Below are 23,078 nucleotides of genomic sequence, written 5' to 3'. Positions count from 1 at the left end.
CCGTTCGCGTTATTTTTTCGGAATGAACCGCAGATCCAGAATTTTATCGACGTCGTAAATCTGATCCTGGAAGCCCAGGTCGACTTGAACCTGCTGCGTATCCTTCAGCGCGTTCAGGTCTACGTCGGGGTTGTTCTCCCACAGCACGTTCTCGCGCTCGAACGCCTTGTCCACCGCAGCCGGATTGATCTTCACGTTTTCGAGGAAGTACTTCTTGTACTCGTCCAGGTTGCTCTTCGCGTAGTCCTGCGACTTGAAGTACGCGCGCAGCAGCTTCTCGACGAGCTCCGGATGGTTCTCGATGAAGTCGTTGCGGGAGGCGAGGACGCCGGTATGGAACGTCGGCAGGTAATCCCAGCCCTTGGCGAGAATCTTGCCGGTGCCTTCAATCTCCGCAAGAGAAGCGAACGGCTCGTGGATAATCGTCGCGTCGACTTGGCCGGACGTGAGGCTCGCATAAGCCGCATCGTTAACGCCGTCGGCGAGGTATGTAACATCGTCCTTGCTGAGGCCATGCGCCTTCAGGATCGTCTGGGTGTACACGTCCAATCCGCTGCCGAGCACAGCGGCGCCGACCTTCTTGCCCTTGAGGTCTTCGACGCTATCGATGCCCGTTCTGGCGACCAGGTAAAACGGCCCCTTTGTGCGGAACATCGAGGATACGATCTTGATCGGAGCGCCCTTGCCCGCGGCCACGATGGCGTTGGTCGTTGCTACGTCCACGATGTCGACATCCTTGCTCGTCAGCGCTTCGATCGGTTTCTGGGTGGAGATCAGTTCGACGTCCAGCCCCTCGTCCTTGAAGAAGCCCTTCTCGATGCCGAAGCGCACGGCCAGTCCGCTCACGCCGTTAAACGGCGCGTACCGGATTTTCTGAAGCTCTGCTGACGCTGGAGCCGACGCCGACGCAGATGTCGACGGCGATGCAGATGCCGATGCGCCTTCGGACCCCGACGGGGAAGCCGCGCCTCCCGCGTTATTGTTGCTGCCGCCGCAGCCTGCGAGAACGAGCGCAAGCGCCGCTGTTACGATTCCGGTTCCCATCCATTTTTTCTTCAACATGGTTTCTCTCTCCTCAAAGGTCACTGTTTATTTGTCCTAACTGTTAGCGTGCTAACGGTTAAGCTCGCTAACTTCTTAAGATGACTTCCATTTCAGCACGACCCGCTTCTCCAGCAGATCGATGACGCCGATAATAAGCACCGATACGACCGTCACGACCGTGATGATCCCGAATGCCTTCGCCGTGTCGTACAGGGAGGTCGCCTCCACCAGCAGGTTGCCGAGCCCGTCCTTGGACGCGACCATCTCCCCGAACAGCGCGCCGACGAGCCCCGTGGCCGCCGACACTCTCAGCGAGACGAAGATCGTAGGCGCAGCCGACGGCAGGATGACCTTGACGATCGTTTGCAGCTTGGACGCCTCGAACACCCGGGCCACCTTGAGATGCGCTTCCGCCGTCTGCTTGATGCCCGTGATCGTATTGAACGCGATGGTAAAAAAGCAGAACAGGAACACGATCGCGACCTTGTGCGACAACCCGATTCCGAGCCAGAGCATCAGGAGGGGGATAATCGTTACCTTCGGGACCGCCAGCAGTGCCGAGAGGAACGGCCGGAAGAAATTTTCCGCGTGCGGCACGAGCACGAGGAACATTCCCGTAGCGATTCCCGCGAACGCGCTTAGCAGGTACCCCGCGGCGAATTCCTTAAGCGTGACGAACAGGTCGTGGAAAATCTCGCCGTCCGCGAACAGCTTGTAAATCTCCTCCACGACCTGGGTCGGCTTCGACAGGTACAAGCTGCCGACGATCTCCGCTCGTACGAGGTATTCGATGATGCCCAGGCAAGCGATCAGCAGCGCGACTTGCCCGATGATAATGCGCCACCGGTAGCGCTTCTTGCCGTCATGGCCCATGTGGCTCAACTCCCTCCCTTACTCGCTCGCGCCTTGCAGGGCTGCCTTTTTGGCGAACCGATTCTCGGGAACGGACAGGCCGAAGTGACCGCGGAACGTATTCGCTTCATACGCCGTCCGGAACAGGCCGCGGCGCTGGAGCACCGGTACGACCAGGTCGACGAACAGATCGAGGCCGCCCGGCATGTACGGCGGGCAGATGTTGAAGCCGTCGGCCGCGCCTCCCTCGAACCACTCCGCCATCTGATCCGCAATCTCCTCCGGATTGCCGACGATGAGCAGATGGCCCCGCGACGTGGCGGCGAAGTAGTGGAACAGCTCGCGGACGGTGATGGCTTCGCGTCCTTCCGCCTTTTGCGCCAGCCCGACGAGCCACTTGGCCTCGTTGCCCGGAAGCGACGAGAGCGACAGGTCCGGAAGCGGACCGTCGAGCGGATATGCGGAGAGATCGATTCCGATCCTCGCGGACAGCGGCGTTACATCGTAGTCGGTCACGAGCAGCGAATTCAGCTCCCGATACTTGGCTCGCGCTTCCTCCGAGGTGCGGCCGACGAGCGGCACGAGGCCCGGAAGGATGAACACTTCATCCGGACTCCTTCCATACTGTACGGCTTTCGTCTTGATCTCGGCGTAGAACGTCTTCGCGAGCTCGAGCACAATCTGTCCGGTGAAAACGGCGCTGGATTGCTGCGCGCCCAGGTCGCGGCTGCGCTCGGACGTGCCGGCGTTCAGCAGCGGAATCTGTCCTTGCGGCGGCCTCGCCACGTTCAGCGGACCCGCGACGGAAAAGTGCTCGCCCTCGTGATTGATCCGATGCACCTTGTTGCCGTCGACGAACTGCCCAGTCTCCTTGTTTCGGACGAACGCTTCGTTTTCCCAGGAATCCCACAGCTCCTGCACGATCTTCACGAACTCGTCCGCGTAGTCGTACCGCTTGGAGTTATCCCAGTGCTTCTCCCGGCTGTAGTTCTGAGCCGCCCGCACGTCCATGCCGGTCACGACGTTCCAGGCGAGGCGGCCGCCGCTCAGGTAATCTAGCGAAGCTGTCTGCCTGGCGACCGTATACGGCTCGGAGTACGTCGTGTTCGCCGTCACGATCAAACCGATCTTCTCGGTGACCGCCGCGATGTTCGCGATCATCGTGAACGGCTCGAGACGAACCATCTGCGACGGGAACGTGTGCTGCATGTCCGCGCTCGTGGCGAGCGCGTCGCCGAGGAAGAAGAAGTCGAACTTCGCTTCCTCCAGCCTCTGGGCTACGCGGTGCAGAAATTTCGGATCGAACGCGCCGTCGGTCGCCGCTTCCGGCAGCCGCCAGCCGGCAGGGTGATAGCCTGTCGAGAACAGGAACAACCCCAGATGGAGTTGGCGCTTGGACGGCTTGGCTTGCGTAGATTGCGTCATGATGGTTCTCCCCCTAATTTTTAGTTTGCCAATGCGAAAACAAGGTTTTATAACGTAAAAAGACCGATGCGGCGGGAGATGTCGTCGATTTCCTTGAGCTCCTCGACCGTCAATCTCTCGCCGGCGTGGGCGAGCGAGTCGCGAATTTGCTGCGGCTTGGACGCACCCAGTATCGCTGAAGTCACGAAGGAATGGCTGAGTACCCAGGAGAGCGCATATTGCGCAAGCGTCCAGCCTCTTGCTTCAGCCAGCGGGCGGATCCCGTCGACGAGCGCGTACGCCGGATTCGTATCCAGCAGCAGTTCCAGCCGCTTCTCCCCATGAGCCAGCCGGGATTCCGACGGAGGCGCTTCTCCCTGGCGATACTTGCCGCTCAGAATTCCTCTGCCAAGCGGGCTGTAGCTGACGACGCCGACTTGCTCCGACTGGACGAACGGCGCGAGCTCCCGCTCGATGCCTCTCGTGATCAGACTATACTCCGGCTGGACGCTCTCGAATCGGTGAAGGCCGTGCAGCGCGCTGACGCCATGCGCCTTCGCCAGCTGCCAAGCTGCATAATTGGAGCAGCCGAGATAGCGTATCTTGCCCTGCTTCACCAGATCGTCCAGCGCACGCAGCGTCTCCTCGATCGGCGTCTCCGGATCGAAGACGTGAATCTGGTACAGATCGACATGATCCGTCCGCAGCCGTCGAAGGCTGTTCTCCAGCGCGCGGTAGACGTGGTAACGGCTCTGTCCTCCGTCGTTGACGCCCGGACCCACATGAGCGCTGAACTTCGTCGCCAGTAAAATGTCGTTGCGGCGGCCCTGAAGGAGCCTTCCCAGAATTCCCTCCGACTCGCCGAACCGCGACCGGTCGCCGTTATCCATGCCGCTTCCGTAAACGTCCGCGGTGTCGATCAGGTTGATTCCCGCCTCCAGCGCCGTATCCAATACTTCTCCGGATGCCTTCTCGTCGATCCAGCGCCCGAACGCCATCGTTCCCAGACTGACCTCGGACACTTTAAGTCCCGTTCTTCCCAACCTCCGGTATTGCATAAAGCTCTTCCCCTCTTCCGTTACGACAAAAAGGACAGACGCAGGCCGCTTTGCGAAATCAGCGACTCTCCGTCTGTCCGGTCGAGTTGTCGTATGTAATTGGTAAACGAATAAATGCGGTTATCGTCAGCCGGCTAATTCAGGAGCAACTCGGCGGAAGCCATATGTCCGAGCGAGATGGCCAATTCGTAAGGCGTCTCTCCGCTCGCGTTTTTTACCGTCTTGTCGGCTCCGTAGCCGAGAAACTTCTTGATCAGCTCCGCTTTGTCGAAATAAGCCGCCACATGCAGCACGTTGAACCTTTTTCTAAGCTCGCCCTCGCATCTGGCATGAATGTCGGCCCCATGCTCCATTAGCAGGTCTACGAGATGTCCATAGTCGCCGAATACGGTTGCGTGGATCGCCTTGTTGTTCAGACTGCCGTCGCGGCTTCGCGCATGAATGTCGACGCCCCGTTCCAGCAGCAGCTTCACCGTATCGGTGCTGCCGAATTGCACGGCCAGAGACAGGAGCGGGAACCCGTCATGGCTGTAGGCGTTCACCAGGTCCGGAGATTGGTCCAGCAGCTCCTTCACCCTAGCGCTATAACCGACCGCCGCAGCCTCGAATACATTCAGCCTGCCCGCTCCGTTTCGCAGCAGCAGTTCCTTAATGTCGTTCGCGCGAAGCAGCACGGCCATCAGCACGGGCGTCTCCCCTTGCGGATTGCTAACGTTCACCAGACTCGCGTCCCGGTGGATCAGCTCGGCGACTTTGTCGATGTCGTGATGCTTCACGGCCTCGAACATTTCGTTTTTCAGCCGCTGAAGGTTATCCGCCTGCTCTCTTGCCCCCACCAGCAGATCGTGGGAAGCCCGCACGCCGACATTCACGAAGTGGGCGACCGCCCTCGAGCGATTGGACTCGAGCCCGGATTCGACAAGCAAATCCACAGCCTTGAGGACTTCATCGTCCAGTCGGATGGAAAGCACCGCAGTGCTTTTTTTCTTCGGCATGGTTCTCCTCGTCGCTTACGTGTAATTAAAATTACAAAATTACTATAGCACGGGTTGCGGAGTTTGAATAGACCTAAATTCCGACTTTTTTAGATGGTTTAATTGAAGGTTCTGCGAAACTGGGCAATTGCGGGGAAAAAGTTATGATACAACGACTAATCAACGATCGCTTTTGGGGTAAGATTTCAAGGGCGGCTTTACCGACGATGTCAATGCTTCTAGCTCGCCAATCCAGATGTTTGATCTGGTCCGTTAAGATACATTAGGTTCGTGAATGATACTTCATCAGGAAAGAGGCAGCGACTGATTGCTGAAATGGAGATTAGAGCATTATTCATACACAATTTCACCGTCGTGTTGACATCGCACATAATAAAAAAATCAGAGCAAAGGCCGGGATTCGTAGCACCGTTATGGTGGGGCATCCCGGCCCTTTCTTTGTAAATACGGACGTTTCGAGTCATAGGAGCGTACGTTGTCTTCCAGATCGGAATTGCAGCGACGCTCGTCGCGCACGACAAGGCCGAATTCCCGTTGCGGGAATTCGGTCTTGTTCGTTCACTTCTCTCCTTCCATTATCCCTTTCGAAACAAGCCCCGGCACAATCGCGTTGTGCCTACCCAGCGTCTCCCGCAGCTCATGCAGATCAACATCGCCAACGGCGATGCGGTTCTTCGATGCAATCGCGGCCGCGGCGCCGGTGACTTGCCCCGTAGCCATGCAAGTGGCTTGAACACGGTAAGCGGAATGGGCTTCGTCGTCTCCGGATATGCAGCGGCCGGCAACCAGCGCATGCTTGCTGCCCTTCGGAATTAACGCGCCGTAAGGAATCGTTGCCACGATCCCGTCGGCTAACGGCCTAATATCGATGTCGTTGCCATCATGCCTGTGGATATCGATCGGATAGTAGCTGTAGCACATGGCGTCCGGATATATATATCCGCCGGTATAAGCTTCCCCTGTAATCCGTTCCTCTCCGATAATCCGATTCGTGTCGCGTATCCCGCTTTCGTTGGCAGCATAGTCGATTTCCAGGTTTTCGCAACCCGGGACCTTGCGCAACAATCGATACACGTTCATCAAAACCGCGCGCCCTTTCAAATCCGCTTCCGTTTTCGTTCTGGAAGAGTCGCCCTCGATGCCGATAAGGTGGTTGGCATTCCCCCCGCCGGTTCTTAGCTCGCGCCATAACGGAGGGTCTCCCGCTTCCGGATGCGAATGGTCGGTTGCGGCGATTCTACCGGACGCGAATGCTTCCGCATACAATCGCTCCAGTACGCGCTTATCCACATCCTTCGGATCATAACCGCCCATGCGATAGATCAACGTGCCGGGCTGGCGATATTCGGATCGCTCCATGGCATACCCCATGAGCCCTGCTGCATTCGCATCGCCCGTCGCATCGATGATTTTGCGGGCTTTGATCGTCTCCAACCCCGTTTTCCCGGCTACGGTCACATACAGTCCTTCGCTATCCTCGTGAATGTTCGCGGGCATTTCATGAAATCTCAAATGAACGCCCGCTGCTAAGCACAAATCGTCAATTACCTTGCTATAGATGAACTTATTGACCCAAATTTGATGCCTCGGATGGTGCTTCGGCGGATAAGGAATCGAAAAGTCGGGAAGCTTGGCCCCGCCACGCGCCGCCGTCTCCGCGATAAATTCCCAGCCTATCCCCTGAATGACTTGTCTGCCCGATCGGGTATGGAACAGTCCCGGAAAATTGACGGAAGCGACGACCGTCGTCCCTCCGAGGATGCCGTTCTTCTCGATCAAGGCCGTTCGCGCTCCCGCTCGTGCCGCTTGAATCGCCGCCGTGCATCCCGCGGCTCCACCGCCGCAAACAACGACATCGTATTCATCTGCAATTGGCATATTCAATGAAAGCTTATAGAACTCCCTGCCCACGGACGCAGTACCCCTTTCGCGAGAAAGGAGCATAAATCGAACCATTATGCTCCCGATTCTTAGTTATCTACCGGACACGACAAACTCGGTGCTTGTTACCCAATCTCCCGATGAGCTCTGGATTACGGTTAGCTTGACATACCTGGCCCTGGCTTCGAAGTTGTAATAGAAATTCGTCCCCGCAGCTCCGGTTGACGAGTTGTCTACCCATGTCGCATAATTCACGTCGTCATCGGATACCTCGACTTTGAATTTCCAGGTCGTGTTGTTGTTGAAGGTTTGTTGCATGCTCGTAAGATAACGGGATTGTCCCAGATCGAGCTTGAGCCACTGAGGGAATGCGCCGGATGAAGCCGACCAATACGTTCCCGCGTTTCGGTCAACTGCCTTGGCAGCCGTGTGATTCACATTGCTGAAGGACGATACCGACGCGGAGGCGTTCTGCGAGAGATCCCTGCTGTCCGCGAGCACTTTAAATTCATAGATGCTCGGCTGATGACTGCCGGAGATAAAATAAATTCTGGCTTTGCTGCCGACAACGGAAGCGAATTCCACCGTGCTGCCGCTGCCGATGGTTGTTCCGGTGTATGCGGTCTGCCAAGCGGACCCGTCCCAATATTCGATGCGATAGCCCGTTGTTCGGTTGTCCCATTCCGAGAGTTGAACCTGGCTGAAGATCGTATCTTTGCCCATATCTACTTCCAGCCATTGATCGGCAAATTGTCCGTTAGCCGCCTGCCAGGCCGAGCTCGCATTCTCGTCAAAGGCTTTGTCGGCAGCGTAGGTATTGTCGCCATTATAGAAGGAAGACGCCGTATAGGTTCTGTTGTATACTTCGAATTCGTAGATTGCCGGTTGTTGGCTGCCGCCCGTGAAGTAGATCCTTGCTTTACTTCCCGTTACGGAGGGGAAGCTAACCGTCTTGGAATCCCCGATCGTCGTGCCCGTATAGGCCGTCAACCATGCCGAGCCGTTCCAATACTCGATCCGGTAGCCGCTTGTGCGATTGGCGTATTCCGATAATTGCACGGTATTGAACGTCGTATTCACGCCCATATCCTGCTCGATCCATTCACCGGCATAGCTTCCGACCGCTGCTTGCCAAGCCGAGCTGCGATTGCCGTCGAAGGCATTCCATGAGATGTGGCTCTCGCTAAACTGGGAGGACGCGGAAGTTCGATCGGTCTTGCCGAATAGCTGGAATTCGTAAATAATCGGCTGAGACGTACCCGAAGTAAAATATAGCCGCGCCTTGCTGCCGGTTACCTCCGGGAATCTTACCGTCTTGAACTGATTCGCGGTGCCGATCGTCGTGCCCGTATAGGCCGTCTGCCATGCGGTACCGTTCCAGTATTCGATTCTGTAGCCGCTCGTTCGGTTGCCGAACTCCATGAGCTTCGCAACGTTAAAGGTTCTATTCTCCCCGAAGTTCACTTCGATCCATTCGCCCGCGAACTTGCCGGTTGTCGCCTGCCAGGACGTAGTCGCATTGTTGTCTCCTATATTTTTTCCACTGGAGGAATTGTTGATATAGGACGATGCTTTGACCGGTTTTCCGTAGATTATATTCGTTTCGCTGCCGAAGGCCAGCTCTTGCAACAGATTCACGCTTTGGCCGTACACGCTGATCTCGGGCAAGGCGAACTTCCCGTCCGACTTGGCTTCGTAGATATCGACCATGGTCAGCCTGACATACCTTGCCTTGGTGGTCCCTATCGGATAATCATGCGAGGTTCCATAGCCGACCGTGTTCATCGCGGACTTATCGACAACCGTCGTATAGGACGAACGGTCGCCGCTAATCTCGATCCGATAGAAGTAGGGCGCCGAGGATTTAAACCTCAAGTTGATCAAGCTGATGTCGTATGGCCTTCCCAAATCGACTTCGATCCACTCGTTCTGCGAGCTATTCGGGCTCCACCAGGTTTGGATATCTCCGTCGACCGCATTTGCCTCTTCATTCCCGCTCAACCTGGAAGATGCCTTGACATCCTTCCATTTGGAAATCAGATCTTTCGTGCGAATTCGATATTGCTTCTCCATGGCTTCGCTGTTCGTATACCCGCTCTTAACCGCGATCGCCCGCAGCGTGCCTGTTCGATCTATCGTAATCGGACCGCTATACAACAGGCTCGCCGTCGAAGGCGGCGTTCCATCCGTCGTGTAATAGATGCTTGCACCGGATGTAGACGATGCGAGCGTAACGGTCTGCGAGCCGCCATAGGAACCACTTGCCACGTTAGCCGCAGGCGTGGCTACCGTCCCGCCGCTGAAGTCGTAATATTCCGTCGTTACGATACTTTGCGTCATGCCGCTCTTCACGGCTATCGCTTTCAGCGTACGCTTCTCGCTTAGGGTAACCGCCCCGGTATACGACGTGCTGTTCACCGTCGGGGTAGTGCCGTCCGTCGTATAATAGATCGTTGCGCCCGACGTCGATGAGGACAACGTTATGCTTTGGGCGCCCGCGAATGTGCCCCCCGCAACGGACGCCGTCGGTTGATTGACCCGATTCGTCGTGGCGTATAGCAGCAGCGCCCAGTCGTACGCCCCGTCGGGTTGGGCCGGAATGCTCCAAGTACCACCCGCTCCGGGACTGAAATTGCTGCTAATCGTCGTATATCGGCCGTTTCTCGTATTGAACCATTTGGCGGTATAGGTATCCCCGGTAGACAGGCCATTGACCGTCCCCGTATACTCCCCGCCCCAGCTCGGCAAATACGCAACGACCACCGTGCGAGCGGAATTAGCCTTCTGATAAGGCTGCCGTATACCCGACGCGGGCGCTCCGCTCCCCCAGGTAATGGCAGTCGGGCTTGGCGCTAGCGACGCCCAGTCGATCCCCGTCAGAAAATCCTTATAGAACTTCATGTGGCTTCCCGACGGCAAGTCGATGCCGCTATACCAAGGCCGCGGAGATTTGCCCCATGTCTGGAACGCATCGTTCCAATCCGTCACGGCGTTCCAGATGCCTTCCGCCCCGTAGGTGAAGCCGAAGCTGCCTGCCATGAAGCTTCTATACGCATCTTCCCGGGTGTAATATTCCGGAATGCCGAGTATCGATTCATAATCGATCTCCGACTCCAACACCGGTACGGTCGGGGTCAGGTCGTAACGTCCCTTCCAGTAAGCGATTTCCCTTCTTGCATCGTGCGCGCCCTGCAAGAAGTCGATGTCGTACCACGACTCGTTCCGGAACAAATTCGGATTGTCGGCCGTGTTGTGGAGCGTCGTGATTTGGCGGTACGGATCGATCGACCGCGTATAAGCGGCAAGAGCCCCCCAGGTCTGGTCGTCGCCGTAAGCATATTCCCCGGCATGAATCCACGTCATCGGATAAGCGCCGTATCTGGCAACCACATACCTCGACATCCGCTTGAAATCGTTCTCCAGGAAAGGCTCCAGCTCCCTGCCCCAATCCAGGCCCAGCGCCGTCACCATGCCTTTATCCGCAATGTAATTCAGTCTGCGGTCTACATCCTGCCAGAACGCGACGTTGGGCACATCCCATTTATGATCGTTATTCATCAGATGATTGCCCGAATCATACACTTTGAACTCTTTTATCGCCGCCGCCGCGTTTTGGCTATTGCCGGTGATTGTAATTCTGACGTAGCGCACCGTCGCATTCGTCGTATCCGTCGCCTGCTGGCCCGATCTTCCCGATACATGGTCCGCCAGCACCGCGTAATTCACGCCATCCGTCGAACCCTCGATTATATAATTCCAGGTCGCCGCATAATCGAACTCGGTATCCACTTTGCTTAGCGTCGTGTTCTGCTTCAGGTCGATATACAGCTTCTGCGGGAACGTATTATCCTTGGCGAGCCACTTCGTATTTGCGTTGCCGTCGAAAGCCTTGTTCGCCGGCTTATAATAGCCTGTCGTATCCACGGTGGAGGCGCCGACCGCATAGCCCTCGAGTCCCCATGCATATCCGCCCTCGTTGCTCGTTCCTTGCGACCCCGCATCCCCCAATTCCCCGACGAACAGATTCGTCTGATACACGGTGAATCCGTCTTCGGCCCGCTTATCTACCATGCCTTTGAATTGCGAGCTCCATCTGGCATCGTTGGAACTGCTCCAAGATTCACGGGACAAGCCGAACCAATGCGTATCGCCTAACCAGAAGAACGGAGATCCGTCTTGGTAGGTTAAATATCGGTTGTTGCCGCTCTTCTTAAGAAATCCTTTCTTATAGATCTCTTGATTGCCCGTATAAGCGCCGGCACGGATTGTTCCTGACTGGTTATGCAGGCCTGAATCGCCGGTATTCGTGCTCGAGGTCGCGTATGTCCACGTACCTGCGACAGTGGGCGAAAATCTGATCTTCCATACGTTCCCCCCATCCCAATAACCGGGCACGGTCATGCTCTCCATGTTCGGTCCGGTGAAGGTAGCGCTAATATCCACATCCTTATACGGGTTTGTATAGGAGGCGTCGGAAATAAAAGTAAGCTCAGCGGGCTGCCAAACCGTTGCGTAGGACTGGTACAGATTCCGAACCTCGACGGCGTTCAGCGCCCCGTCATAAATCCGGACTTCGTCCACTTTGCCCTTCGTATAGTCGATGTTCGTACCGCTGCCGTAACCGAACTTCAGCGACGCCGCGCTATTATGAATGCTGCCCGAAATCGCTTGCGCGCCCGTGCCTTGCAGAACGCCGTCGACATAGATTTTGACATAGCTTCCGTCGTAGGCGCCTACCAGATGGTGCCAGGTTCCCGGCGTTAGAGCGGTCGAGCTGGTGGCGGCGGTGCCTGCTGTATACCAATCGTTATTCGTTGTCTTCACCACGAAACTACCAATACCCGTTGAACTTACGGCCAGCCGATAAGAATTTCCGTTTGCGTTTTTGCCTACGACGTCGTAGTTATTCGTCGGCAACTGATTAAGGTTGATCCATGTCGATACGGTAAGCGCGCTCATGCCGTCCAAGGTGCCGCTGTCGGGAATGCTGACGTAATCGTTGACGCCATCCAGGCCGACCGCGCTATCGATCTTCCCGGTTGACCACCCCGTTCCGTTGTTCAACGTGCCGTTATTGTGATTGCCCGATGCATCCGACGCGGATGTTCCGCTCCCCTCGCTTAAGTGCCATTCTCCCTGGATGATGCCTGAAGCGCTGGCGGAAGTCATGTTGGGCCAATTCCACAGAAAACACAACGCAAAACCGGCACTCATGACGACTAGCCACTTTTTTACGCTTATTCCCCTGTGCAAGATGATGACCATCTCCTCTATTCGGTGTTCGTTCGGCGAATCAATGGCTGCCCTTATCGAATCTCACCCATAACGTCCCGCCGTCGTCCGGATGCGGAACAACCGTAAGTCTTTGGCCTGACCGGCTTGCTTCCCGCGCATTGCTATCGATCGTATCCGCCATGAACGCTGCAGGAACATAGATCGATATCGTCCCGCGCCGCGTATAGTCGGGATTCCACTTGAGCGTCAATGTCCGATCCTCCCAGACCACGTGCTCGAATTCGGCCCATCCCTGCGTGAAATGCATATCCGTGCCGATAACATGGGGACGGTCACCCTTGGCCTGCAGAGAGATAAACCTCATCGCCCGCGGCGGAACCTGGAACGCCGTCAACCGATCTCGGCCCGTAACGTACGCTTGAGACCACAGTTCTATGCCGTGCGCCTCCTCCTCCTCGTGAAAACCCAGCTCTCTCAAGTCTACGGCGATATCCTTGGTCGTCTCTCCCCAATTGAATAGGCCCAAGACCGTCCAGCTATCCGCGCCTCGTTGCACCGGCAGCCTCCATATTGCGGGGACGGCCGTATTGAAAAAGTCGACCGGGACGGCCGCGCCCGGACCGATGGGAAACAGCTGATTGAGCAACGGCCTGCGGTCCTCTTCCAGTGTCGTCAGCTTGTCGTTATAGAACAACATCCCGCCGGATAGCGCGACGACGCCTGACCAGACGCGGGCTTCGTCGAGCGTAGGCATGTACTCATCGGTAATCCCTTCCGGTTCGTGCCCCCGGACGACAAGCACATCGGGATCGTTGAAGCCCGCTCTGCCATGCAAGAAATACCTCGCCGCCATCGTTCTGGAGCACATCTTCACCAGTTCCCAAGCCGTTGGCCTGATTTGGTCGGGCGTATAGTTCCTGCGTGTAATATCAGGCGTCATTCGGTTGCCATCGATCAGATTCCCGATGCTGGTAAATAGAGGGGCGGCGCAGCCGAGAATATAACAATCCTCTCCTGCCGCTTCCCGGATGACGCGCATCGCGTTACGATAAGCTTGTGCCGTTGTCGTACCCGGGAAGAACACTTGATCCCGGATAAGACTGGAGTGGTTGCCTTGATCCGTGAATAAAGACCGAACAAGGAAATCCAACTTGATATACTTGAAGCCCCATTCGTGGACCGCGCGATGAAACAAGCGATGCAGATAAACCAGCACTTCGGGATGCGTGAGATCCAGCACGAATTTGATCTTGTTCTTCTCATGCAGTTCGAGCACGTCGCTTCCCGTCGGATTCATTCCCGCGACCGGGATGCCGTTCTTCCTTAACAGCCAGTCCGGATGCTCCCTGACCATTAGCGATCCTGCATCTGCCAGGAACGGAGAAAACCACAGTCCCGGCTTATAGCCCGCCGCCGCGATCTCGTCAGCCAGCCGCTTCATGCCGTGCGGAAACTTGCCGTTCGCCTCCCAATCCCCGAATCCAGACTCCAGGAACCAGCCGGCATCGATGACGATATATTCCGGGCGAATGTCGGGATACTCTTTGAATCCGCTTACATTGTCTAAGATGTCTTGCTCTGTTACCGTCCCGTAATAGTAGTACCACGACAGCCACCCTGTAGGCGGCTTGCGAAATTTGCTGGTCGGGTTCATCTCCCGGCATACCTTGTCCATATACAAACTGAACAGGCCGTCATGGTCCCGCCCTCCGACCAGCAAGATCGCTTTCTCGGTTGCAACCGATTCCCCGGGCAGCAGGATCGAATGCTCCATTACATTCGAGATATTGATGTAGCAAGAGTCCTCGTCTCTCGCTTGTACCAGCAGATGGGGAAAATAGCGCTCGAACGTGCAGCATCCGATCAGAATGTTCCTCCCGGTCGCCGTCTGATGAAGCATCGTCACGGAATCGAAATAAAGTTGGCGATTGGGCGTCAAGGTTTCGATTCCAACGTGCTCGTCCGTAGATTGCAGGCCAATATTTAACGCCTTCCAAGGTGCGCTAGACGGCTGTTGGCCGATCCTCGTCAGCAGTCCGTCTCCGATGTCCACGCTTGCGATCTCAATCGGATCATCGCTGCGGTTATCGATCCGGAACGACCATTCCGCATAGCTGCCGGTTTGAGCCAAGTCCAGGCGAAGTACAAGCGCCATTCGCGAATTCCCGTAATGCGCCGCATACGATATTATTTCGCCGGTCTCGCCAAGGCGTTCACAGCTTCCTCGTACGAAATCCCTCTCCGTCATTACGATTCCGGATCCAAGCTTGATGCAGAAGCCGAAATGAAACGCAACGATGTCCGCGTCGGCTTCATAACCAATAGCGATTTGCCCGCTCTCGTTCGATAGATCCATGTACAGCTTTGGTTTCAATTCGTTTCCTCCAATCGCTGCAGCGCTTGTGCGATATCCGCCCCATTCAAGTGCTGCGGCAATACGTTCGCGATCGCGGCGATTGCCGCTGCCGCTCCGGCAGCCTGTCCCATGGCAACTGCGTTGCCCGTAACCCTGTAGCTGGAATGCGCGATGAAATCCCCGCTAATGCAGCGACCGGCCATAAGCAAGCCGTCCACGTCCGCCGCGATTAACGCGCGCAGGGGAATATCATAGGGCAAGCTTCTCTTGCCATCGTCGCCGAATCCTTTGCCCTGGTCCGGGTTCGTGGAATGGATGTCGATTCCGTAACGAACGCGGCAGACGGCATCTTCGTGCCAGATGCCCGCTTGCAGATCCTGTTCGCTAACGGTATACCGTCCATGAATTCGCCTGCCTTCGCGCACCCCGATATGGTTAGCCGTACTGACGATCCGAATGTTCGCCCACTCGCCGCCGAGCGACCTAAGGCCGTCGATAATGCGATGAAGCTCCTTCCTTGCATGCAGGGTAGCCTGGGTGACCTGCGACGCCTGAAGCGCGGAAGCCCCGTATTCATGGTTGGCCATGAGAGCGAACAAGCCATCGCGGATATGGAATAACGACGGAGCCGCATAAGATGGCGTTTGTCCTGCTTGCTCCATCCGCTCGAGCAGTCTGGCCTTCGGCGTCTCGTTAACGCCGTCCATCGTATAGACAGCCACTTCATCCGGATTGATTCCCGCAACCAATGCCATCAGGCTCATCGGTTGAGTTTCCCCCGAGCGGGGTCTGCCCAGATCGAATCGGCAACCCGCGCGAGCCGCAAGATCGCCATCGCCGGTAGCGTCGATGAACAGGCTCGCGGCCCACGCCTGTCTGCCCGATTTGGATTCGGTAATCGCAAGCGTAAGCCGCCCCGCCCCTTCGACGGCCGCATGGACGACACGGGTATGCAGCATGACCGTTACGCCCGCTTCTTCGCACATTTCCTCCAGCAGGAGCTTCATTTCTTCAGGATCGTAAGTAAAGTCCTCCCCTGAGCTGGCGATTCTCGCTTTACGTCGATCCAGACGAGCAACGATTTCACGCATGAGGCCTTTCTTATTGCCGGCGTCGATAATCCACGAGAGCAGCCCGGAAGTCCATATGCCCCCTAGACAGCCCTGATTCTCCAGCAGAACGGTGCGTGCGCCCCCGCGCGCCGAGGCGATGGCTGCCGCGACTCCTGCCGGTCCCCCTCCGCAGACGACGACATCCGCCGTTACCAGGATCGGTATTTGTTGAGACGGCTCCTCATATACAGCTTGGCTCACTGATATTCCCCTTCTTTCGCTTTTGTTCTACATTTTTACCGCGCCGTCCGTCATCCCGTTGTAAAAGTGCTTCTGGTTCAAGATGAAGAACAGCACCGGTATTATAAAAGCAATGGTCAGAAGCGCGTAGATGGCTCCCCAATCATTGACGTATTCGCTCGTGAACGCGTACACGGCCAGCGTAATCGTCTTCTTCGATTCAGTCCGCAGGAAGAGCAGCGGCATGAGGAAGTCATTCCATACGCTTATGGAAGAGATGACCGCGTAAGTAACCGTCACTGGCTTCAGCAAGGGAAAGATGATCTTGAAGAACATGCTTATTTTTCCGTATCCGTCTATGCTGGCCGATTCCTCCAAGCTCTTGGGTATGCCCTTGATAAATCCCGTATACAGCAGAATCCCCATCGGAATCGCGCTTGCCGCGCTGATCAGCACGATGGCCGTTCGGGTATCGACGAGCCCCAGCTTGTTGATCAGGACATACAACGGCACCAAATTCGCGGCGACCGGAATCATGGCCGCGCTGATGAACAGCAGATAGATCAGTTGAAAGAATGCTTCGTATCTTCTCGCCAACGTATAGGATGCCATCGAAGTCAAGAAGATCGCGATCAGAATCGCGCTGCCGGTAATACCAAGAGAATTGAGAATATTGAGGGGAATCTCCGAAGATTCGAACACGCGGCGATAATTATCGAACTGCAACGACGAAGGCAACGTGAATACGCGGTTGATCTCTTCGTTGGTCTTAAAGCTGCTTAGCACGATGTTAAGCACCGGAATGGAGATGACCGCAACGGCGACATACAACACGAAATACTGGAATTTCCGAATCATCTAGTACTCCACCTCCATCCTTCTCGTTATTCTCAATTGAATAAGGGTCAGAATAGCGATGAATAGGAAGAATGTCAGGCCGATACTGCTCGCGTACCCGAACTGGTTGGAAAGGAATGCCGTGTTGTAGATTTGCATGGTAACGGTGTTCGTCGAGTTCATCGGACCCCCTCCGGTGAGTATGAAAGGAAGCTCGAACACCTTAAGGGCGCCCGTTATCGAGATGAACATATTGACCGTAACCGCAGGCATAATAAGCGGGAGCGTAATCCGCATGAATTTGCTCCAGCCCGTCGCACCGTCCAACGCGGCAGCTTCTTTCACTTCAGTCGGGATGCTCTGCAAGCCCGTAATATAGATAATCATTCCGTATCCGGCCCACTGCCATATATTAATGGCCGCTAGCACGTTAATCGTAATGTCGGCGTCGGCCAGCCAATTGCGAATGAGCATATCCAGACCGACTGATTCGAGCACCCGGTTAATAATGCCGTTATATTGAAAGAACGAGATCCACGTCAGGCTAATGATTAACGAGCTGATTACGGAAGGCATATATAAAATCGTTCTAAAAAAACGATTGCCCTTCAGCTTATTAATTAAGATAATGGCCAATCCCAGCTGTACCGCGGTACCGACCAATATACTGATTACCGCGAAGTAGATCGTATTCATGAAGGCGCCGTAAATTTTGCTTTCATGGAAGATGTTCAAGAAGTTATCGAAACTCACATATTCGAATGCCTTGCTGAATCCATCCCAATTCGTGAACGAATAATATAAAGTCATCATCAGCGGATAGTACTTGAAGGTTAGAAACAAACATAACGCCGGGACCAAAAAGAGACAGGCCGATATAAAATCTCGTTTTGCGCGTTTGGTAATCATCTCTTTGCTCCATTCATTTGATGAGGAGGCGGATAAATACAACTCCGCCTCCCCCGTTCTTGTTATTCCTTAATGACCATCTGGCTTTTCGTCTTCTCGAATTCCTCATCCAACCGTTTCAATTCTTTGCTCACCGTCGAGCCGACCAGAATATTCTGCAGCGCGATATCCACTTCTTTATTAAAGGCCGGGGTCAACGCGGATTTGCTGCCGATCGTGACCGCGAAGCTATCGGACGCGAAGCTATTGACAAAATCCTGGAGCACCGGAGCCGTCTTGAAATCCAGTCCCTTCAACACCGTGAACAAGGATTGCGCTTCGATGTACGCCCGCAAATTCGCCGGTTCGACGAAGAAGTTGAACAGTTTCTTGGCCGCTTCCACGTTCTTGGTCTTAGAGGAGATAACGAGAATCCGATCTCCGTTGCTGAGCGCGTGTTTCTTGCCGTCCACTTCCGGAACGGGCGGAACGAAAGCACCCAATTCGAATACGTCCTTATTCGCGTTAACGATCGGATCCAACGTCGGAACCCATGTGCCCTGCGGCAGCATTGCCGCTTTGCCGTCCGCGAAGTACTGTACGGACTGGTCATAGGTCAGCGTGGACGATGCTTTGGAGATGTACCCTTTTTGCGTCAGCTCGGCGATGAAGGAGAGCGGATAATCGATGAGCTCCGACGGCTTTGCGCTGCCCGTAGCCAACGAATAGAAGATATCGTTATTGGCTTTAGGCAATGCATACGACCGGAACATGGCCGTAAAGAGCGTACCCGACAGCGTCCAGGCATCCTTCGCGCCAAATACGAGCGGCTCGACGTTATTCGCTTTGAGCGTTTCGCTGACTTTCAGGAATTCTTCGGCATTCGTCGGCGGAGCGAGATTATACTTTTCGAAAATTTTCTTGTTGTAATAGATCGGATTGATCGGCGCGCCGGAGTTCACCATGAACCCGTATCTTTTGCCATCGATCTTGAAAGCCTCGTCAACCAACGGATTGTCGATCATCAACTTCATGCCAGGCTCGTCGGTCAGGTCGAGCAGATGCCCTTCCTTCGCGTATTTCGTATATTGGTCGAAAGGCAACAAGTAGACATCAGGCGCATCTTCCGATAGAATCCGAGTCTGAATCAACTGGCTGTACTGCTTGCCGTCAATTACTTCATCCGCGATCTTGATGTTCGGGTTCGCTTGCATGAATGCATCGAGCGTCGGCTTATCCTCGCCCTTCGACATCCACGAGGCATACTTAAGCGTAACTTCCTCCGCTTCGGCGCCGCTTGATTGCGCCGGCTGGCTCGCCTCTCCGCTAGGCTGCGCGGACGGGCTCGCTTCGTTGTTCCCGTTCGCCCCGCATCCGGAAATAAGTAACGCCAATAAAGCGAAGCTTAGGAAACTTAACCATGACTTTCTCATGTTACTTCCACCCTCTTCTGTCGATTTAAATTCTTGTCCTCGCATCTCCAATATAAAGTCATCGGCTATAGGCGAGAAGTGATCAAAAATTAAAAAAAGGTACACTTTTTTATGCAATCGAGGCTTTCCTATTGCCCGTATTGCTTATTCGCAAATGTGGATGGTAGAGTAAGTCTACCGATCGTAGACAGGGGGCGATAACGATCGTCAAGCTCATTCGTAAAAGCGTCAAAAGCAAGCTGTTTATGATCTACGTCGCCGTAACCTCCTTGCCGATTATCTTGTTCGGCGGCATCTCGTACACCATGTCCACGGCGAGGCTGGAGAGAGACTATACCAACTATCAAGGGCGGATCAATCAGCAGATCGTCAAAACCATGGAAGAGAATCTGGCGAATTTGACGCGCCAGTCGATGGCGATCTATTCCAACCTGGACGACATCATCCATGTGCTGTCTCTCACCGACGAAAGCATGAGCACGGAGTATCTGTCCACTTACAGCAGAGTGTCCAATTATTTGAATAGCCTGCTTCAAAGCAATGAAAATCTATACGCGATAACGCTTCTGTCTACGGACGGAAGCGTCCTTTACTATTCCGGCAAACAAGGCAATGCAATCAATCTATACAACGTTAAAGAAGAACCGTGGGTCGCGGAGACGATGGGCCTGAAAGGCATGCCCCTGATCATGGAACCGCACCTCAATAAATTCATCGATGCAGGCTCTCCGAACAATAAATCCGTCATTTCCATCTCGCGCTCGATTATTAATCTGCAAACGAGTCAGCCCGCGGGCATTATCGTGTTCGATCAGGAAATATCCCAATTCTCCAATATCGTCTCCGCGATCGAGTGGGAGAATAATCAACACTTCATGGTCGTAGGCAACAGCGGCGCGGTCATTTATTCTGACGCGACGCTTTCTCCGGCTTATTACGACAAACTGATCGAACGTGCCCATGCGAATATCTCCGGATCCTTCAAGCTCGGCATCGAATCTCGCGAATGGCTAGTCAACTTCAGCGGTTCCGAGAAGTATCAATGGAAGGTCATCTCCGCTATTCCCTTGTCGGAGTTGAAGGAAAAAAACTTGTTTCTGCGCGATATCAACTTGGTATTATTGACCGTCCTCATCCTGTTCGCTTTCGTGCTCTCCCTGTACTTCTCGCACGTCGTCACTAGCCCGTTGAAGAAGCTCCTCTTCTCCTTGAGGAAGCTGTCCAAAGGAGACTTCAGCACGCGGGTTGCCATCAGGGGAGAGGACGAGCTCAGCCAGATCGGCGTCGCCTTTAACGTAATGGTCCAGAACATCGAGAGTTTGATCCAGCAGAACTACCAGATCGGCCTGTTGAAGAAGCAAGCCGAGCTGGATGTGCTCCAAAGCCAGATTAATCCGCATTTTCTGTTCAACACGCTGACTTCGATCTTATCCGTTATCGATAAGCGGGACTTCGCCAAGTCCGCCACCATGATCAAGAGCCTGTCCGCCATGTTCAGATACAGTCTGAGCAAGGGCAAATACATCGTCTCCTTCTCGGAAGAACTTGAGCATGTCAAGAAGTATATCTATATCCAGAAATGCCGGTTCGCCGACAGGTACCAGGTGAGCTACGATATCGACGATGACGTTCTGTCGTACGGCATCGTTCGGCTATCCCTTCAGCCCTTGATCGAGAACGCCTTCATTCATGGCCTGGATCCCAAAGAAGGGAAAGGAACGCTTAGAATAACCGCGAAATCCTCCAAGGATATGTTCTTCGTCTACATTGTCGATAACGGCGCAGGGATAGAGGCAGACAAGCTGCAGCGCATTAACCAATCCCTGGAATGGAACGGGGACTTCACCACCAATCCCTATTCCGAACATATGGGTATCTTCAATGTGAACGCCAGAATCAAGCTGACTTACGGGAGCCAGTACGGACTGAAGCTATTCATAAACAATCGCTCGGAGACGGTCGTCAAGATTACGCTGCCCGCCGAAGCTTCGGACAAGCCGTCCCTTACCCTAACCCTGCCGGGAGGAGATCGCTAATGAAAATACTCGTCGTCGACGATGAAGCCCTTGTCAGAGATTCGGTGATTCAAAGCTTGGAAGGCCTGGGCTATAGCGACATCGAGCAAGCCGAAGACGGCGTCGAGGCCTTGCAGCTAATCGCGCACCATCGCCCCGATTTGATTATCGCCGACATTCGAATGCCGAGAATGGACGGCATCGAGCTGTTGAAGACATTAAAACAGATGAACGACGAAACGCTATTCGTCTTGTTGAGCGGGTATGACTTGTTCGAATACGTTCAAACCGCGTTGGATCTTGGCGCTCTGTCCTACTTACTCAAGCCCGTATCCGCTGGGCAGCTTCAGATCGTAATTCATAAGTCGAAGGAGAAGCTGCAACAGCAAGATCGCTTTCATGAATCCAACCTGCTCATGAAGATCAAGATGAACCAAGGCGTCTCCTCGATGAGGCGCCGCTTCGTCAGAGAGCTCGTAACTCAGAGATCGAACCCAGAGAACTACTTGCGGCATCGGCTTCAGGAGTTGGAGATCAGCTTCGCGCACCGCGCGTTCTGCGTGCTCAGCATCAGTCTGGATCGGTACGTCGTACTGATCGAACGCTTCTCGCCGAACGAAATGTCCCTGATCAAATACGGCATTGAGAATATTGCCGGCGAAATCTTCATGAATCACGGCTTCTCCTCGTTCGCATTCGATTTGGAGGAAGGGCTTGGTTTGCTTGTCAACTTTCCCGATGAAGAATCTAACGCCGAGATATCCCCCCTCATGAAGCCTTGCATTGAAATCAAAGACAGCGTGTTGAAGTTTCTTCAGCATGAAGTAACGATTGGAGTCGGTACAACGACGGCCGATTTCCTCCATTTGATTCGTTCTTACGAAACCTCCCACAGCGCGCTGTCGCAGCGCCTGATTCGGGGAGGAAATTGCGTCATTCCCTTCGACAATCCCAACGTTCGACGCGATAAATTCAAAGTGCTCAGCTTCCAGATCGAGCAAGAGATGCTCTCGGCGCTCGAGAAAGGCGAGCAAGAGACGGCCATGAACATTGTCAAGGAACTGTATACCCCGTTCTTCTCGCTTGATTATGTGGACAGGGCCAGCTTGTTGAAACTGAATTTCCAGATCATTATCTTGCTTCATAAAATACTTGAACGTCTGGATGTCGAGCCGATGGCGTTATTGGGCGACGAGCTCACGCTATATGAAGAAGTCAATCAATGCACGCATATCGATGAGATTATCGAATGGTTCCACGATACGTTAAATGTTAGCTTCAAGGCTTTGCAGCAAGCTAGAGATAAGGGAAATAAACGAATCGTCGAGAAAGCCCGCAGATATATCCATGACAACTACGCCAATGAACTATCCCTGGAGTCCGTAGCCGAACACATTCACCTCACGCCGACATACTTCAGCAACATCTTCAAGAAAGAGATGAACGAAAACTTCGTAGACTACGTAAGCAATTATCGCATCGAGAAAGCCAAGGAGCTGCTTCGGGCGGGCGAGCACAACGTCATAGCGACGGCTGGAATGGTAGGCTTCAGCAACGTGAAGTATTTCTATAAGGTGTTCAAGAAGAGGACGGGCTTCACGCCCAGCGAGTATAAGAATAGGTAAATCGTCGCTGCTTGCTTGGGTTGACGATTTCTTAATTGGGTTAACCAGCATAGGATCGAGACAAAGTTAAGGATCTCCCATATCGGTCCTAAGCTTTAAACCGAACGAAAAGCGGCAGCCGAAGACCGGGAAACAAGTCTTGTGACTACCGCTTTTAACGCTT

Annotated in this window: 14 protein-coding genes; 2 read left to right on the top strand and 12 right to left on the bottom strand. The window is 54.4% G+C overall.

Features of this window, described 5'->3' with window-relative positions:
* Window positions 1-9 precede the first annotated feature (9 nt).
* From KB449_RS01635 to KB449_RS01580, 12 genes are all read right to left on the bottom strand, one after another.
* On the bottom strand, window positions 10-1,062 hold the full coding sequence (locus tag KB449_RS01635; RefSeq protein ID WP_282906689.1) for an ABC transporter substrate-binding protein: 1,053 nt from the start codon (window positions 1,060-1,062) through the stop codon (window positions 10-12).
* A gap of 75 nt (window positions 1,063-1,137) precedes the next feature.
* On the bottom strand, window positions 1,138-1,917 hold the full coding sequence (locus KB449_RS01630; RefSeq protein ID WP_282906688.1) for an ABC transporter permease: 780 nt from the start codon (window positions 1,915-1,917) through the stop codon (window positions 1,138-1,140).
* A gap of 18 nt (window positions 1,918-1,935) precedes the next feature.
* Window positions 1,936-3,321: an LLM class flavin-dependent oxidoreductase gene (locus tag KB449_RS01625; protein WP_282906687.1), complete on the bottom strand. Its 1,386-nt coding sequence runs from the start codon at window positions 3,319-3,321 to the stop codon at window positions 1,936-1,938.
* A 47-nt stretch (window positions 3,322-3,368) separates the two neighbouring features.
* Entirely contained in the window at window positions 3,369-4,358 is a 990-nt protein-coding gene (locus KB449_RS01620; protein WP_282906686.1) for an aldo/keto reductase, read from the bottom strand.
* 134 nt (window positions 4,359-4,492) lie between these two features.
* The gene (locus KB449_RS01615; protein WP_282906685.1) at window positions 4,493-5,353 is read right to left on the bottom strand and encodes an ankyrin repeat domain-containing protein; all 861 of its coding nucleotides are present in this window, start codon (window positions 5,351-5,353) and stop codon (window positions 4,493-4,495) included.
* Window positions 5,354-5,911: 558 nt separating this feature from the next.
* Entirely contained in the window at window positions 5,912-7,231 is a 1,320-nt protein-coding gene (locus tag KB449_RS01610) for an FAD-dependent oxidoreductase (protein ID WP_282912708.1), read from the bottom strand.
* Window positions 7,232-7,327: 96 nt separating this feature from the next.
* Window positions 7,328-12,448, bottom strand: coding sequence for a galactose-binding domain-containing protein (locus KB449_RS01605; RefSeq protein ID WP_282906684.1), 5,121 nt, complete (start codon window positions 12,446-12,448; stop codon window positions 7,328-7,330).
* 79 nt (window positions 12,449-12,527) lie between these two features.
* Window positions 12,528-14,843: a glycoside hydrolase family 36 protein gene (locus KB449_RS01600; protein WP_282906683.1), complete on the bottom strand. Its 2,316-nt coding sequence runs from the start codon at window positions 14,841-14,843 to the stop codon at window positions 12,528-12,530.
* Window positions 14,840-16,138: an FAD-dependent oxidoreductase gene (locus KB449_RS01595; protein WP_282906682.1), complete on the bottom strand. Its 1,299-nt coding sequence runs from the start codon at window positions 16,136-16,138 to the stop codon at window positions 14,840-14,842. The genes KB449_RS01600 and KB449_RS01595 overlap by 4 nt, the downstream gene beginning before the upstream one ends.
* A 27-nt stretch (window positions 16,139-16,165) precedes the next feature.
* The gene (locus KB449_RS01590) at window positions 16,166-16,975 is read right to left on the bottom strand and encodes a carbohydrate ABC transporter permease (protein ID WP_282906681.1); all 810 of its coding nucleotides are present in this window, start codon (window positions 16,973-16,975) and stop codon (window positions 16,166-16,168) included.
* Complete coding sequence (locus tag KB449_RS01585) at window positions 16,976-17,863, bottom strand: carbohydrate ABC transporter permease (RefSeq protein ID WP_282906680.1); 888 nt, start codon at window positions 17,861-17,863, stop codon at window positions 16,976-16,978. It abuts the gene before it with no gap.
* A gap of 62 nt (window positions 17,864-17,925) precedes the next feature.
* On the bottom strand, window positions 17,926-19,275 hold the full coding sequence (locus KB449_RS01580; RefSeq protein WP_282906679.1) for an ABC transporter substrate-binding protein: 1,350 nt from the start codon (window positions 19,273-19,275) through the stop codon (window positions 17,926-17,928).
* Between the two features lie 245 nt (window positions 19,276-19,520).
* Between KB449_RS01580 and KB449_RS01575 the strand changes: the two genes are divergently transcribed.
* Both KB449_RS01575 and KB449_RS01570 read left to right on the top strand, forming a co-directional pair.
* A complete protein-coding gene (locus tag KB449_RS01575) occupies window positions 19,521-21,311 on the top strand; it encodes a cache domain-containing sensor histidine kinase (protein WP_282906678.1) in 1,791 nt (596 codons plus the stop codon).
* The gene (locus KB449_RS01570) at window positions 21,311-22,915 is read left to right on the top strand and encodes a response regulator (protein WP_282906677.1); all 1,605 of its coding nucleotides are present in this window, start codon (window positions 21,311-21,313) and stop codon (window positions 22,913-22,915) included. Before KB449_RS01575 ends, KB449_RS01570 begins: the two co-directional genes overlap by 1 nt.
* The last annotated feature ends 163 nt before the right edge of the window (window positions 22,916-23,078 follow it).

Origin of the sequence: Cohnella hashimotonis (assembly GCF_030014955.1) — a bacterium.
GTDB classification, from domain to species: Bacteria; Bacillota; Bacilli; order Paenibacillales; family Paenibacillaceae; genus Cohnella; species Cohnella hashimotonis.
This window is presented reverse-complemented; position numbering and strand designations above follow the sequence as displayed.